The organism is Cupriavidus sp. P-10, assembly GCF_003402535.2.
Lineage (GTDB): Bacteria > Pseudomonadota > Gammaproteobacteria > Burkholderiales > Burkholderiaceae > Cupriavidus.
This window is the reverse complement of record NZ_AP025170.1, coordinates 1,806,092-1,821,309: the sequence shown is the minus strand read 5'-3', so window position 1 is coordinate 1,821,309 and position 15,218 is coordinate 1,806,092. Positions and strand designations below refer to the sequence as shown.

At 66.6% G+C, this 15,218-nt stretch carries 13 protein-coding genes; 7 read left to right on the top strand and 6 right to left on the bottom strand.

Annotated features, from left to right (window positions below):
• The first annotated feature begins 62 nt into the window (after window positions 1-62).
• On the top strand, window positions 63-1,103 hold the full coding sequence (locus CTP10_RS08350) for a patatin-like phospholipase family protein (protein ID WP_116320737.1): 1,041 nt from the start codon (window positions 63-65) through the stop codon (window positions 1,101-1,103).
• Here the strand turns inward: CTP10_RS08350 and CTP10_RS08345 are convergent.
• Together CTP10_RS08345 and CTP10_RS08340 are read right to left on the bottom strand one after the other, a co-directional pair.
• Window positions 1,084-1,737, bottom strand: coding sequence for an HD domain-containing protein (locus CTP10_RS08345; protein ID WP_116320738.1), 654 nt, complete (start codon window positions 1,735-1,737; stop codon window positions 1,084-1,086). The two genes, CTP10_RS08350 and CTP10_RS08345, sit on opposite strands and share 20 nt — an antisense overlap.
• 12 nt (window positions 1,738-1,749) lie before the next feature.
• Entirely contained in the window at window positions 1,750-5,208 is a 3,459-nt protein-coding gene (locus CTP10_RS08340; RefSeq protein ID WP_116320739.1) for an adenylate/guanylate cyclase domain-containing protein, read from the bottom strand.
• 193 nt (window positions 5,209-5,401) lie between these two features.
• Between CTP10_RS08340 and CTP10_RS08335 the strand changes: the two genes are divergently transcribed.
• Window positions 5,402-5,824, top strand: coding sequence for a DUF1801 domain-containing protein (locus tag CTP10_RS08335; protein WP_116320740.1), 423 nt, complete (start codon window positions 5,402-5,404; stop codon window positions 5,822-5,824).
• Between the two features lie 2 nt (window positions 5,825-5,826).
• Here CTP10_RS08335 and CTP10_RS08330 read toward each other — a convergent pair whose 3' ends face one another.
• Entirely contained in the window at window positions 5,827-7,155 is a 1,329-nt protein-coding gene (locus CTP10_RS08330) for a type II toxin-antitoxin system HipA family toxin (protein ID WP_116320741.1), read from the bottom strand.
• A gap of 2 nt (window positions 7,156-7,157) precedes the next feature.
• Window positions 7,158-7,574 carry a helix-turn-helix domain-containing protein gene (locus tag CTP10_RS08325; RefSeq protein WP_233528189.1) on the bottom strand — a complete coding sequence of 139 codons (417 nt, stop codon included), beginning with the start codon at window positions 7,572-7,574 and terminating at the stop codon, window positions 7,158-7,160.
• 234 nt (window positions 7,575-7,808) lie between these two features.
• Between CTP10_RS08325 and CTP10_RS08320 the strand changes: the two genes are divergently transcribed.
• The 5 genes from CTP10_RS08320 to CTP10_RS08300 all read left to right on the top strand — a co-directional run bounded on the left by CTP10_RS08320 (window position 7,809) and on the right by CTP10_RS08300 (window position 12,365).
• Window positions 7,809-8,777, top strand: coding sequence for a tripartite tricarboxylate transporter substrate binding protein (locus tag CTP10_RS08320; RefSeq protein ID WP_116320742.1), 969 nt, complete (start codon window positions 7,809-7,811; stop codon window positions 8,775-8,777).
• A 35-nt stretch (window positions 8,778-8,812) separates the two neighbouring features.
• Window positions 8,813-10,084 carry a 3-isopropylmalate dehydratase large subunit gene (locus CTP10_RS08315; protein WP_233528190.1) on the top strand — a complete coding sequence of 424 codons (1,272 nt, stop codon included), beginning with the start codon at window positions 8,813-8,815 and terminating at the stop codon, window positions 10,082-10,084.
• 8 nt (window positions 10,085-10,092) lie between these two features.
• A complete protein-coding gene (locus CTP10_RS08310) occupies window positions 10,093-10,623 on the top strand; it encodes a LeuD/DmdB family oxidoreductase small subunit (protein ID WP_199414620.1) in 531 nt (176 codons plus the stop codon).
• Window positions 10,620-11,474, top strand: coding sequence for an isocitrate lyase/PEP mutase family protein (locus tag CTP10_RS08305; RefSeq protein WP_116320745.1), 855 nt, complete (start codon window positions 10,620-10,622; stop codon window positions 11,472-11,474). Before CTP10_RS08310 ends, CTP10_RS08305 begins: the two co-directional genes overlap by 4 nt.
• Window positions 11,475-11,552: 78 nt before the next feature.
• Complete coding sequence (locus CTP10_RS08300; protein WP_116320746.1) at window positions 11,553-12,365, top strand: GntR family transcriptional regulator; 813 nt, start codon at window positions 11,553-11,555, stop codon at window positions 12,363-12,365.
• Window positions 12,366-12,433: 68 nt separating this feature from the next.
• Here CTP10_RS08300 and CTP10_RS08295 read toward each other — a convergent pair whose 3' ends face one another.
• Both CTP10_RS08295 and CTP10_RS08290 read right to left on the bottom strand, forming a co-directional pair.
• The gene (locus tag CTP10_RS08295; RefSeq protein WP_271815661.1) at window positions 12,434-13,960 is read right to left on the bottom strand and encodes an ISNCY family transposase; all 1,527 of its coding nucleotides are present in this window, start codon (window positions 13,958-13,960) and stop codon (window positions 12,434-12,436) included.
• 249 nt (window positions 13,961-14,209) lie between these two features.
• Complete coding sequence (locus CTP10_RS08290; RefSeq protein ID WP_116323012.1) at window positions 14,210-15,217, bottom strand: bestrophin family protein; 1,008 nt, start codon at window positions 15,215-15,217, stop codon at window positions 14,210-14,212.
• Between the last annotated feature and the right edge of the window lies 1 nt (window position 15,218).

Below are 15,218 nucleotides of genomic sequence, written 5' to 3'. Positions count from 1 at the left end.
CGGACAGCCGCCCGCGGCACGGAGCCTGGCGCACGCAAGCTGCGCCAGGAAGGGAGCCTCGCATGCAGCCGGACCAGCCAGACCAGCCAGACCCCAAACCCGTGGCGCTTGCCCTGCAGGGTGGGGGCATGCACGGGGCATTCACCTGGGGCGTGCTCGACCGCTTGCTTGAGGACGGCAGGCTGGCGATCGAAGGCGTCAGCGCCACCAGCGCCGGCGCCATGAACGGCGCGGTGCTGGCCTACGGGCTGCTGCAAGGCGGCAGCGCCGGCGCACGCGAGGCCCTGCACGCATTCTGGCTGGCGATCTCGCACTCGGCGCAGCGCTACAGCCCGTTCCGCTGGATGCCCTGGTTCAAGACCGGCCATACCCTGGGGCTGAACCATTCCCCGCTGTATGCCATGGCCGACATTGCGCTGCGCCTCCTGTCGCCATACCAGTTCAACCCCAACAACCTGAACCCGCTGCGCGAAGTGCTCGGCTCGCAGGTGGACTTCGCCGTGCTGCGCCAGCATTGCCCGATCCAGCTCTACCTGTGCGCGACCAATATCGAGACCGGCCGCATACGCATCTTTCCGCCGGAGGAACTGAGCATCGATGCCGTGCTGGCATCGGCCTGCGTTCCCACGCTGTTCCAGGCGGTGTGCATCGATGGCCAGTATTACTGGGACGGCGGCTATGTCGGCAACCCGGCGATCTTCCCGCTGATCTACCACTGCCGGACCCACGACGTGGTCATCGTCCATATCAACCCGATCGTGCGCCACGGCGTGCCCACCTCGGCGGCGGATATCCTCAACCGCGTCAATGAACTCAGCTTCAACTCATCGCTGATGCGCGAGATGCGCGCCATTGCCTTCGTCACCGCGCTGATCCAGCAGGGCAAGGTCGACGGTCGCGAGATGAAGGAGATGTGGATCCACTCGATCCGCTCCGACGAGACCATGGCGGCGCTCGGCGTGTCGACCAAGTACAACGCCGACTGGGGCTTCCTGTGCGCGCTGCGCGACCGGGGCAGGGAGCAGGCCACGGCCTGGCTGGCGCAGCACTACGACAGCATCGGCCAGCGCTCCAGCATCGACATCAGCGGCGAATTCCTGTGACGCCGGCGGGGCCCGGCTGCGCCAGCCGCCACGCCAGGTTGCTGCGAGCGCGGGCCTCGTAGCGCGCGTGGAACAGCTCGGTGTAGTAGATGCGCGGGCTGTCCAGCAAGGCACGCAGGAAGGCGCGCTCGGCGGCATCGTAGGCCTGGTCGTCCAGGTCGGTGCGCTCGGCGCGCAGGCAGGCGCCATTGTGGCGGAAGCGCATCCGGCTGCAGCCGAGCGCCGCCAGGTCGATATCGGCGGTGAAGCGGCCCGCGGGGCTTGCCGGCATCCCGTCGTGGACCGTTTCCAGCACCAGTGCGGCGATCCGGTTGGCGGCGGCAATGCCGGTCCCCCACTGCAGGATCCAGCCGGCGCTGCGCGCTTCGTTGTCGGTCGCGCCGGGCACGTAGATCACGTCATGGCACCAAAGCGCCAGTTCCACCGCGTCGGTATCGTCCGGGGCGATGGCGTCGCGCGCCCAGTCCAGGTCGCGCAGGCAGCGGCGGATGTGGTCGAGCGTGTGGTAATGGCGGCCCGGCTCGCCATAGCGGCCGGCAAGGTCGGCAAAGGCGTCGCGCGCATGCGTGCCCCCAGCGCGCGCCCACACGGCTGCGAAGCGGTCCTGGAGCTGGCTGGCCTGTAGCGGGGTCATGGGCGCGAAGGGTTATGGTGCCGGATGCGTGGCGGATACCTCGCCTCCCAGCGCGGCCAGCAGCGCGGCGGCCTCCTGCTGGTCGGCGGTGTCGCCGCCTTCGGTCAGCGGCGCAAGGTGCCGGGCCAGCATCTCGCGCGCCACATCGGCCTTGCGCTGGGTGCGCAACAGCCTGGCCAGGCTTTGCGCGGCGCGCAGCGCCAGCAGCCTCGCACCTTGCCCGGTGGCGATGTCGAGCGCCTGCCGGAAGCAGGCTTCTGCTTCCTCGTGTCCGGACGGCTGCAGCCGGCACAGCATGTCGCCGCGCAGCCGCCACAGCGTGGCTTCGTCGAGCCGCTCGCCGGTCTCCTCAGCCAGTGCCAGCCCACGCGCCAGCGCTTCCTGCGCGGCGTCCGCCCGCCCGGCCTTGCCGCAGGCATCGGCCAGCAGCGACAGCAGGTTGGGGATGCCAAGCACTGCGCCGGTGCCCTCGTAGGCGGCCAGGCCATGGCGGATCCGGGCGATCCCTTCCTCGGCCTCGCCCAGTTCGGCCATCGCCCAGCCTTGCACCACCGTGCCCCACGCCAGGTAGATCGGGAAGCCCTGCTCGCCGGAGATGGCGATCGCGGCCTCGGCATACTCGCGTGCCAGCTGCGCCTCGCGCCGGCACTGGTGCACTTCCGCGGCAAATACCAGGCACAGCGCCAGGTTGTAGGCGTCGGGGCGCGTGCGCGCCATCACCAGCGCTTCCTGGCATAGTGCGCGGGAATGGTCGGGGAAGCCGAGGTACCACATGATCCAGCCCAGCGTGCTGGTCGCGTGCACCACCGGATCGCGCCCGTAGCCCATCAGGAAGTCATAGGCCTGCGAATCGGGGTGGGGCAGGGCGAGCACCGTCTCCATATGCGTGCGCGCGGCGTCGAGCTTGCCCAGCCGGAACAGCGTGGCGCCCAGCACGCGGTGGCCTTCGGCCAGCTGCTTGGGCCGCTGCGACTGCAGCGCCAGGCCGAGCAGCCGCTTGCCCAGCGGCAGCGACACCTGGTATTGCGCGCGCAACTGGTAGAAGGCCCACAGGCCGAGCTGCGCGGAAAAGACATAAGGCGTCTGCCGTCCCTGCTCGCACAGCGCCAGCGCGCGCTGGTAATTGGCCTCGACTTCCTGCGACGCCTGCCCACGCGCGGCCATCAGCGCCGGTCCCAGCGTCAGCAGCAGCGTCAGTTCCTGGCGCGCGCGCTCGGCCGTGTCGGGCTGGCGCTTGAGCAGCTCGATGGCGGTGCTCAGGTGCCGGATCGCCTCGGCCTGCGCCGAGCGCTGCAGCGCCTGCTGGCCGGCGCAGTGCAGGTATTCGACCGCCTTGGGCACGTTGCCACTGAGGCTGTAATGGTGGGCCAGCTCGCTGCAATAGTCCTTGAGCCGGCCTTGGAACAAGTCTTCGATTGCCCGTGCCGTGCATTCATGCAATGCGCTGCGGCGTTCGGTCAGCAGCGAATTGCCGGCGACCTCCTGGGTCAGCGCGTGCTTGAACGCGTACTCGACTTCCGGGAACGCCGGGCGTTCGTGGATGAAGTCGGCGGCCTGCAGGTCGGCCAGCAACGGATGCAGCTTGTCGTCGTCGAGCCCGGCCACGCGCAGCACCAGGCTTTGCGGGAATTCCTTGCCGATCACCGCCAGCGTCTGCAGCAGCTCTTTCTGCGCCAGCGGCAGCCGGTCGATACGCGCGGCCAGCACGCCCTGGACCGTGGTCGGGATGTGGAGCAGCGCCGGCGCCTGCTCGATGCGGTAGCAGCCGGGCTGGCCCAGCAGCGCGCCTTCCTCGGAAAGGGTCTGGACCACTTCCTCCATGAAGAACGGGTTGCCTTCGGTCTTGCCGAGGATCAGCCGCTTCAGCGGCACCAGGCTCTGGTCGTCGCCAAGCAGCGCGGTCAGCAGGCCCTGCGCCTCGGCCGGGCCCAGCGGCTGCAGCCGCAGCTGCGAGTAATGTGCGCCGGCTTCCCAGCGATGGGTGTATTCGGGCCGGTAGTTGACCAGCAGTACCATGCGCGCGCCGGGCACATGGTCGACCATCATGTTGAGGAAGGCCTCGGTTTCTCCGTCAAGCCATTGCAGGTCTTCGAAGATCAGCATCAGCGGCTGGTTGGCGCTCTCGCGCACCAGCAGCCGGGCGATCGCGTCAAAGGTGCGCTGGCGCCGGATCGACGGATCCATGGTCGGCAGCGGCGAACCCGGTTCGGTGGTGCCCAGCAGGTAGAGCAGGTAGGGCAGGTGGTCTTCCAGCGAACGGTCGAGCGTCAGCAGCCGGCCCGTCACCTTCTCGCGGCAAGCGCGGTCGCCGTCCTGCGCGGTGATCTGGAAGTAGTTCTTCAGCAATTCGATCAGCGGCAGGTAGGCGAAGGCCTTGCCGTGCGAGACCGAGAACGTCTCCAGTGCCAGGCATCCCTGTTGCGAGCGGGTCTTGAATTCATGGAACAGCCGTGACTTGCCGACGCCGGCCTCGCCTACCACGGCGACGATGCGGCCGTCGCCCGCCTTGGCATGCTCCAGCGCCTCATGCAAGTCTTCCAGTTCCTGCTGGCGTCCGACGAAACGGGCCAGCCCGCGATGCGCCGCCACCTGCAGGCGCGTGCGCAACGCACCCAGGCCGACCACCTCATATACCGCCAGCGGTTCGCGCACGCCCTTGACATGCGTGGTGCCCAGCGCCGTGAACTCGAAATAGCCTTCGGCGAGCTTGTGCGTGGATTCGCTGACCAGGATCGATGCCGGCGTGGCAATCCCTTCCATGCGCGAGGCAATGTGGATGGTGTGCCCGACCGGGTCATAGTCGGTATGCAGGTCGTCCTTGCGGATCGATCGCACCACCACCTCGCCGGTATGGATGCCGATGCGGATCTGCAGCGGGATGCCTTGCTCCAGCCGCACCCGGTCGCTGTGGCGATGCATCGCGCCCTGCATCCGCAGCGCCGCGTACAACGCGCGCAGGGCATGGTCCTCGTGCGCGATCGGCGCGCCGAACAGCGCCAGGATGCCGTCGCCGAGGAACTTGGCGACATAGCCTTCGTAGTGGTGGACCGCCTCCATCATCAGCGTCACCACCGGGTCGATCAGCCGGCGCGCGTCTTCCGGGTCCAGGTCCTGCGTCAGCGCGGTCGAGCCGGCCATGTCGGCGAACAGGGCGGTGATGGTCTTGCGCTCGCCGGCGGCCTCGCCGCGGGCTTCCATGGCTGCCTGTTCGGCCAGGATGCGTTCGGCGAGATGGGGCGGGGTGTAGTGGACGGGGGCGGTCGCCGGTGGCCTGGCTGGTTGCGGCGCCAGTTGAGGCGCGGGTGCCGGCGCGGGTGTGTCAGTCAGGGAAACGCCGCAGGCCCGGCAGAACTTGGCGGCAGGCGTGGCCTCTGCGCCACATTGCGGACAAACGCGGGCAAGCCTCGCCCCGCACTCCTCGCAGAAGTTGGCGCCCGCAAGGTTCGCGAAGCCGCAATGCGTGCAGCGCATTTCGCCTCCTGACCGGACCGGGTCATGCCGACCCGCCTGTTCAGACTATTAGAGGCAGATTTGGGCGGCGTGGCAAGGTGAGGGCGTCGTTGACGCCGTGGTGGCGCGGTGGTGGCAATGCAGCGCCGGCTTGGGCACAATGCAGGGCCAGCCAAGTGCCTCCGGCACGGCATCCGCTTGAGGAGCAACCGCCATGAAAAAGAGCGACACGCAAGACAGCAAGCAGAACAGCGAGCAAGACAGCATTCCGGCTCCGGAGCTGATCGATGCCAGGATCCGGGAGCTGGACGACTGGCGCGGCCAGATGCTCGGCCGGCTGCGCACGCTGGTCAGGGAAGCCGATCCGGAAGTCGTCGAGGAATGGAAATGGCGCGGCGTCCCGGTCTGGTCGCACGACGGCATCCTCTGCACCGGCGAGACCTACAAGAACGCTGTGAAGATGACCTTCGCCAAGGGCGCGGCGCTGGACGATCCTGCCGGCCTGTTCAACGCCAGCCTGGAGGGCAACACCCGCCGCGCCATCGACTTCCATGAAGGCGACAAGATCGACGAAAAGGCGTTGAAGACACTGATCCGCGCCGCCGTGGCGCTGAACCAGTCCAAGGGCCGGCGCTAGCCTCAGGCGGCGAGGCGCCGCTGCTGCCGGCGCATGCCATCGAAGATGGCGTTGGCCAGGTCCATGGGAAATTCCGGCGGCAGTGCCGAGCCGGCGGTATCGATGGCCAGGCTGGTCTGCGAGACGACCTGGTCGAGCATCGATCCGACGTCATCGGGCGAGAACCCGATGCGCTGTCCCTGGGCAAACCAGTGCCGCCGCTGGATCTCCTGGATGGCGTAGTGCGAATTCTTGCCGTGCAGCGCCATCGCCAGCCGTGCCCGTTGCGGCGCCAGCTGGTTCTTGCCTTTGCCGATGATCGGATGCGCCGACAGGATGTCGTACAGCGGCGTGGCTTCATACCGGCTGCCCGGCAGATGGCTGAGGCTGAAGTTCTTGCCATGGCCATCCGTGGCCGCGAGCAGCCAGAAGACGATCTGCGTGAGGAAGAAGTTGCGGCGATCGGACAGCGCCGAGCGTGAGCCCGACAGGATGTCGGCGATCTGCTGGATGCCAGGCCCGCCGTCCGATTCGTACTTCTGGAATGCCGAGGTCCCGGTGGCCTGGCACATGTCCTCCTGCGGCAGGCGCAGCAGCCAGGAACCGTCTGCAGAAGGCCTGCGGTCGAAGCGTTCGACTACCAGGGCCTTGATTTCCCCGAAGCGTGCAATCTCGCAGGCGGCGACCGGCAGGCCAAAGGCGGCGACGATCCTGGCGCAGAGCCATTCGTTTTCCACCGAGGTCCGCATGTCGGCGCGCATATTGCCGACCAGCCCCATTGGCAGCTTGAAGATATGCGTGGTAGGCGTACTGCCTTGCGGCAACAGCCATTGCCCGCCCCAGGACAGCAACGCGGTCTTTTCCTGCGCGCCGGCGATGGACAGGCGCAGGTCGTCGATGGGCTCGCGCAGCCCGAGCACGGGCTCGGTCGTGGCCTCGTGCAGCAGGGTGGCAATCTCGGGATCCGACAGCGGCCGCCCCTGGATGCGGTTCAACGCCGTCGGCGTTTCTCCCGGTGGCAACATCTGGATGGCGCCGGCGCAGTCGCGGCCGACCGTGGCCAGCAGCGCGAAGGCGTCGATCCCGCCGGTCTGGTACCGGGCAGCGATGCGCCGCCTGATGGCATCGCTGTCAGGCAGCAGGTTGTCGAAATAATTGGCGACCACCGGTCCACGGTGTGGCTGGTTGCCCGGCGTGAAGGGCAATGACAACGACAACGGCCGGCCTTGCGGGTCGGCAATCCAGTCTTCGCGATAGGCCAGCCGGTCGCCGGCGGGCGTGGTTTCCCAGTGGCCCACCGGCAACCCGTTCATCCACAGATCAAGCCGCTTCCCCTGCGTGCCGCGTGCCATGGCTACCAGTCCTCCCGCTGTGGTTCGGTGGTCGTGCGGACGGGACGGCTTGCCTTGGCCCCGGCGGGCTTTTTCGGCTTGTCTGCCGGCGCTGCCTTGCGAGCAACCTTGCCTGTCGGCAGGGCGGCGGGACTTGTCTCTTGCGCAGGCTCCGGCTGCGCATGGGTATCAGGGGCAGGGAAGAGCACCATATCCACGCCGAGCACGCGCAGCGCCTTGAACAGCCGCTCGACGCTGGCCGCGGCGGGATTGGCTTCCAGTTCGGCGTAGGTCTGTTGCCTGACGCCCAGGTAAGCCGCCATATTTGCCTGCGTCAGGCCCCTGGACTTCCTGAAGCCCTGCAGGATCGGGCGCAACTGGCTGAGGGTATGGATGGGATATTGCATGGTGCCGCGTGCCGGCCCGGGATGGCTGGCCATGGGTTGCTGACAATGTACAGGATATAACCTGTTTTAGTGTTTTACAAGCTATGGCCTGTATCTGAAGAATACAGGATAAAACCTGTACAGCAAGAAAACAGGCCAACACCTGTAATCTGACCGAGGTCCACAGGTGGTCCCGTAGATAGGACCACCCGGTTCCATTGAACGCGCTTGGCCCCGGGCATAGAGTCCACTTCACCCGAAGTAGCCAGAACAGTGGTGGAGACCGACATGCCTTTCAGCAGAAGACAGTTCCTGGCCAGTGCCGCGCTGGCCGCCCTGGCCTCGATGGCCCCGGCAGTGCAGGCCGCAACCGACAAGCCGATCACGATCGTGGTGGGCAGCCCGGCCGGCGGCACCACCGACGCACTGGCGCGCCTGATCGCCCGTTCGATGGGCGAGACGCTGCGGCGCAGCGTAGTGGTGGACAACAAGCCCGGCGCCGGCGGCAATATCGCCGCGCAATACGTTGCGCGCAGCACGCCGGACGGCACCACGCTGCTGATGAGCTTTACCGGCCATACCATCAACGCCTCGCTCTACAAGAACCTGCCGTTCGACGCGGTCAAGGACTTCACGCCGATATCGATGGTCGCGCGCGTGCCGAGCGTGCTGGTGGCGCGCAAGAACGCGCCGTTCAACAATACCGCCGGCCTGATCGATTATGCGAAGCGCAATCCTGGCAAGCTGAGCTTTGCCATCGGCGCGCAAGGATCGTCGCTGCACCTGGCGAGCGAGCAGTTCAAGCTGCAGACCGGCACCGATATCCTGAACATTCCCTACAAGGGCACCAATCCCGCACTGACCGACTTGCTGGCCGGCACCGTGGACCTGATGTTCGCCAGTACCGTCAACGTGCTGCCGCATGCGAAGTCCGGCGCGCTCAAGATCCTGGGCGTCAGCAGCAAGCAGCCGCTGGCGCAGTTCCAGGGCGTGCCCACCATCGGCAGTACCGTGAAGGGCTTCGAGTCATCGGCGTGGTTCGGGTTGTTCGGGCCGGCAAAGCTGCCGCAGGCAACCACCGACCAGCTGTATCGGGCGGTGAAGCTCGCGGTGGAGGATCCCGCGTACCAGCAGCGGATGGAAACCGAGGCCGCCAGCGCGGTCAGCATGACGCCGCAGGCGTTCGCGCAGTTTGTCCGCGGTGATATCCAGCACTGGGCCAAGGTGATCCAGGCATCCGGCACGCGGGTGGAATGATGGCGCAGGTGTCCGCACAGGCAGCGCCGCAGGCCATGCCCCAGACGCTCGCCCAGAAACTGCTGGCCCGCGCGGCCGGCCGCGCGCATGTCACGCCAGGAGAAATCGTCACCTGCCGCGTCGACCTGGCCATGATGCATGACTCGGGCGGCCCGCGCCGCGTGAAGCCGCTGCTGGAGAAAATCGGCGCCCGGGTCTGGGACCCGTCCAGGGTGGTGGTGGTCACCGACCACTACGTGCCCGCCCATGACGCCGACAGCCGCAGGATCGTGCAGATCGCACGCGACTGGGTCAGGGAGGAGGGCGTGGCGCGTTTCCACGACATGGAGGGCATCTGCCATGTGGTGGTGCCGCAGAAGGGCTACCTGCGTCCCGGCATGATGGCGGTCGGCGGCGACAGCCACTCGTCGACCGGCGGTGCTTTCGGCGCCTACATGTTCGGCATCGGCGCGACGGAGATGCTTGGCGTGCTGGTGACCGGGGAGATCTGGGTACGCGTGCCGCAGACCATCCGCATGCAATGGCATGGCCAACTGCGCGCCGGCGTGTCCGCTAAGGACATGATGCTGCGCATGTGCACGCAGTTCGGGATGGACGGCGGCCAGTACCAGGCGGTCGAATATGCCGGCGCGGCCGTGTCGGCGTTGTCGATGCAGGAGCGGATGACGCTGTCGAACATGACCGCCGAGCTCGGCGCCCAAGCCGGCCTGGTGGCGCCCGACGCGGTCACGCGTGACTGGCTGCTCGGCGCCGGCGTGGAGGCTTCGGACATCGACGTCGACCGCTGGCAGTCGGATGCCGGCGCCGCCTGCCTGGCTACCCACGACTTCGACGCCGCGTCGCTGGCGCCGCAGGTTTCGCGGCCGCATACCCCGGCGGATGCGGGCGATGTCGACAGCCTTGGCAATGTGGCAATCGACATCGCGTATATCGGCGCCTGCACCGGCGCCAAGCTCGACGACCTGCGCATGGCGGCGCAGGTGCTGCGCGGGCAGCGCGTGGCGCGCAATATCCGGCTGCTGGTGGCACCGGCCAGCGCCGCCGACCAGGCGCAGGCCGAGCGGGAGGGTACGCTGGGCGCGCTGGTGGCTGCCGGTGCCGAACTGCTGCCGAACGCGTGCGGCGCGTGCGCCGGCTACGGCGAGCACCGCTTTGGCGAGGACACCGTGGTGATCAGCGCCACCGCACGCAATTTCAAGGGGCGCATGGGCGCCGCATCGTCGCAGGTATATCTCGGTTCGCCGTACACGGTAGCCGCGTCGGCGATCGCGGGCCGAATCGCCGATCCACGGGAGATGCTGTCGTGAACAAAACGATGACGCCAGACATTGGTCCTTTCACCGGTCGCGCCTGGGTGTTCGGCGACGATATCAATACGGACTTGCTCGCGCCCGGCGCCTACATGAAGTACGGCATCGAAGAACTCGCGCGCCATTGCATGGAGCATGTCGATCCCGAGTTTGCCGGCGCGGTGCGGCCCGGAGACATCGTGTTCGGCGGGCGCAATTTCGGCGCGGGATCGTCCCGCGAACAGGCGGTGGAAGTGCTGCGCCACCTTGGCATAGCAGCCGTGGTCGCGCCGTCGTTCGCCGGCCTGTTCTATCGCAACGGCTTCAACCTGGGCCTGCCGCTGTTCACCTGCCCGGCGCTGCCCCGGATCGCGGCGGGCCAGCGCGCCGGTTGCGATCTTGCGCGTGCGCAGGTCTTTGTCGAAGGCGTCACGCCGCTACAATGCGAACCGATTCCGCCGCACCTGGTGGACATGATCCACGACGGCGGCCTCGTGCCACACCTCGCACGCAAGATTGCGGCGGGCCAACTCTCCGTGACCGGGATTCCAGCATGACACTGAAGCAACGCCTGCAACAACCCGGCATCGTCACCGCACCGGGTGTCTACGATGCATTTTCCGCGCTGCTGGTCGAACAGGCCGGCTTCCAGGCCGCCTACCTGTCCGGCGCCAGCATCGCCTATACGCGATTCGGCCGGCCGGATATCGGCTTCCTGTCGCTCGACGACGTGGCCTCGGTCACCCGCAATATCCGCGAGCGCGTGGCGCTGCCGCTGATCGTCGATGCCGACACCGGCTTCGGCAATGCACTTAACGTAGTGCAGACCGTCCGCGTGCTCGAGCGTGCCGGCGCATCGGCGATCCAGCTGGAAGACCAGGCAATGCCCAAGCGCTGCGGGCATCTCGACGGCAAGTCGGTGATCCCGGCCGCCGAGATGGCGGGCAAGATCCGCGCCGCCTGCGATGCGCGCCGCGATGCGGGCACGCTGATCATTGCCCGCACCGATGCGGTGGCGGTGGAGGGCATGGAAGCGGCACTGGAACGCGCCGAGCGCTATGCCGAGGCCGGTGCCGACCTGCTGTTCGTGGAAGCGCTGCGCAGCCGCGAAGACATGTCGGCAGCCATCGCCAGGCTCGGGGCACGCGCGCCGCTGCTGGCCAATATGGTCGAAGGCGGCAAGACGCCAGTGCTGCCCGCGCCGGAACTGGAACAGATCGGCTTTCGCGTCGTGATTTTCCCCGGCGGTACCGTGCGGGCGCTGGCCTTTGCGCTGCGCGACTACCTGCAGAGCCTGGGCGCGCACCAGACCACCACGCCGTACCTGGACCGGATGCTCTCGTTCCAGGCGCTCAACGAGACGATCGGCACGCCTGAAATGCTGGCGCTGGGCAAGCGCTACGAATAGGGCAGCAGCGCTTGTCCAGGCGGCGCGACGGGCGTACCGTGGCGGCAATGCCACGGTACGCCCGTCAGCCTGTTGCCCATGTCTTTGGATGCCAATCCCGATCTTCCCCGCTTCCAGCAAGTCCGGCTGATCCTGCGCGACCGTATCCGCGGCGGCTACTACGAGACCGGGATGCCGCTGCCCGGCGAGCGCCAGCTCGCCGAAGAATTCGGCGTGGCACGCGTCACCGTGCGCTCGGCACTGGCGCGGCTGGAAGAGGAGGGGATGGTCGCGCGTCTGCGCGGAAAGGGCACCGTGCCGACCTTCCGGCATGCGGCAGTCACCGCCACGGCGGTGCGCGGCGGGTTGCTGGACAACATCGTCAGCGTCAGCAAGCGAACGCGCGTCACGGTCCTGGAATGGAAGCGCATGCCGGCTCCGCCAGCGGTCAGCACGGCGCTGGACCTGCCGCCCGGCGCCGCGGTGCTCAAGGTGGTGCGCGTGCGCAAGTTCAAGGCGCAGCCGATCGCCTATACCGAGGTCTTCGTGCCCGACGACCTGGCCACCGCGCTCGACCGGCATACGTTGCAGGACACGCCGATGCTGGTGGCGCTGGAACAGCACGGCGTGCATGTCGTTTCCGCCGACCAGACCCTTGGGGCTGCCGTGGCGGACCTTCAGGTTGCCCGCATCCTGCGCCTTAGTCCCGGCGTGCCGCTGTTGCGCGTTTCGCGCATCGCCACGGATCGGCAAGGCCGGCGTGTGCAATACCTGGTGGGCTTGTATCACCCGGAGCGCTACACCTACCAGATGCGCCTGTCGCGCGTGGGCGGGGCTACGCGGGTCTGGATCGACGCCGATTCGTCGGACGCGGGCGCGGCGGGCAGCACGACGATTTCGCCGCTGGAATAATTCTGGGCCGCCCAAAATTCGATTTTTTTTGTCCAGCCGGTTTTGAAAGGTCGTCCCTTCCGCTGAATTCAAATGTCGGAGCGAGCGTGCTTTTTGTGCGGGGTTGGCGTCTTTTGCGGGGTGGTGGTGGGGCGGTGGTGCTGGCCTGACGTGACAGAATTTAGCCCAGGGTGGGGCAATGGATTCACGGTGGGCAAAGTTAAAATGTCCGCCTTCTCATTGCGCGGCGGCGCCGCCATCGCGCGCTCCAGATCGAGCCGGTTGATCAGCCGCTGCCGCTTGGTGTTGGGCGCCGGCCGGTGTGGGCGCGGCGGCTCGCCGGCCAGCGTGCGCGACGGCCCGATGGTTTGCCGGCTGTCGCGCCGCGCCTGCACCTGCGCGGCAATGGCCAGCACGTGCCCGAGCCGCTTGTTCTCGACGATCGCGCCCTGGTCGACCTCGGCGAGCTTGTCAAAGGTGGTGTAGGGCAGGGACGCGCCGTCGGCCCACAGCTCGATCCGCCCGTCCGGATACTCGGCGACCTCGAGGTAGCGGTGGACCAGGCGCCGGTGCTCGGGCCGGTCCTCGAGCAGGTACAGCACCTTGTCATACTGCAGCGTGAGGCTGGCCGACACCTTGCGCCACTCGCGCCAGCTGAAGATCCGCTCCAGATCCTCATCGCCGCGCAGCGGCCGGTGCGCATCAAAGTCGCTGCGCGGCACCTTGGCAAAGCGCGCGTTGAAGTCGGCGATGAAATGCGCGGCAAAGGCATTGGCCGCATCCATCGTGCTGATGCCGCGCAGCCGCAGCTCCTTGACCAGCCGGTCCTGCAGTGTGCCGTTCATGCGCTCGACGCGGCCCTTGGCCGGGCTCGAATTGGCGCACAGGATGTCGATATTCAACTCGAACAGCGCGCGCCCGAACTGGGTGTAGCCGCGCCCCTCGGCGCTGTCCCGGGCATTGACCCGGAAGACACTGAACTTGTCGCTGTAGAACGCCATCGGCTTGCCGTGGCGCTCAATGTAGGCGCGTGTGGCGGTGAAGTACGCTGGTGTGGATTCCGATGGGACGAACAGCAACTGCATCAGCCGACTGGTGGCATCGTCGACAAACACCAGTAGCGTGCAGGCCGGGGCCCGGTCCTCGAACCAGGCGTGGTCGCTGCCGTCGATCTGCACCAGCTCGCCCAGGCAGGCGCGGCGGTTGCGCGGCTGGTGCACCTTGGGCGGGCGCAGCTTCCTGGGGATCCAAAAACCGGCGTCGATCATGATCCGGCGCACCGTTTCCGTGGCCAGGTTGATGCCATGGCGCTCGCGCAGCTTCTCGGCCGCCAGCGTGGGGCCGAAGTCGGCGTAGCTGTCGCGGATCAGGCCCCGGACACGGGATTCCAGCCCGGGCGGGAGCTGGCGGTTGCTGTCACGACCACGCTTGCGCGAGCCCAAGCCGACGGGACCGTCCTCACGGTAGCGTAGTACCAGACGTTCCACCTGACGCCGTGATAAGCCGAGCTTCTCGGCCGCGCGCCATACCGACAGGCCATGATCGACCACGGCCTGAATCACCTTGAGCCGATCGAGTTCGCGCATAGTCATCGTGATGGTCTCGGGCTTGCGCATCGCGGCCTCCGGTCTCGGACAGACGGAAAGCCGCCAGCATGCCAGCCTTGGCAAGGGGGTACGACATTTCTATTTGGCTCAAGTACGACATTACTATTTGGGCCTAACATTTTTGTTTCGCATAATGTATGTTATGTTAAATCAAGTTGATGGCGCACGCAGGTCAAGACACCGTCTCATCCCCGTAACAGCGCGGACCGGGACGGCGCGCGTACCAAGGTGGCGCGCAGGCGCCAGCCGCTGAATCGGTCAGAGGACGATACCGCGCTCTGCCTTTAGCTCGGGGACGTCGCTTTTCTCGCCAAGCATGTCCATGAGCTCGCGTTCGATTTTGTGTGAGATCTGTGCCATGGGTACGTCATTGGCGTTGCCTTCGAACGGGTTCTCGGTACTTTCGCCCACCTGCTCCAGCGCTAGGTACATCCACGAGATCATCGTGCCGAATGGAATGACCAGCCAGATCATGTTGCCATGCATGAAGCCTGAAACGCCGGCATTGAGCTTTTCGAACTCTGTAAGCAGCCCAAAGGGCAGCAGCACACAAAAGGTACGGACGAACAGCTTGTTGATGACCGCATATTGCCTGGGGTACGGATAGTCCTTGATGCGCTCCGCTCGCCCTTGCTGCGCGATGAAGCCCCTGAGCAATCCTCCCAACTCCAGGTAGAAGGCATTGCTGATCTCGCCCGCGTCAAGGAACCGCTTGATCGTCGCTGACTGCATTCCCAGTAACCGGCTGGTCTTGCTCTCGGCGTGCGCAAGCGAGTCGAGCTCGGCCTTTGGCAGGTATCGCGCGAGCGCCTTTTCCAATGGCGTTTCCCACTCCGGGATCCGGTAGTACTTGCGGTACTCCACGATGGATGCCTTGCCCGCGTTTTCCCACACCCTTGGGGTCCTCAGCTGGTAACGCAGCGCCGTCAGCCAGGCGCAATGCCTGAGGATCAGTTCGCGCGCGCCCGGCTGCCCTGCCAGGAAATCCCGGCTCATCACGCCCAGGCACCGGCTGCCATTCAGAATTTCGGTCCAGATCTGGTGGGCCTCCAGCGCCCTGCTGTAAGTCTGCACGTTCCTGAAACCCACGATAAACGAAGTGGCCGTTCCCAGAAGCACCACAACCGAAACCGGGATTGACAGCCATTTCAGTCCCAGGAACTGGTAGAGCATGACTGGCAGCGATGCGCATGCTACCGAGGCATAGAGTTGCCGTCTCGACCAGAACGTGAACTCGGATATTGAGTACGATTTTCCAAGGTGCATG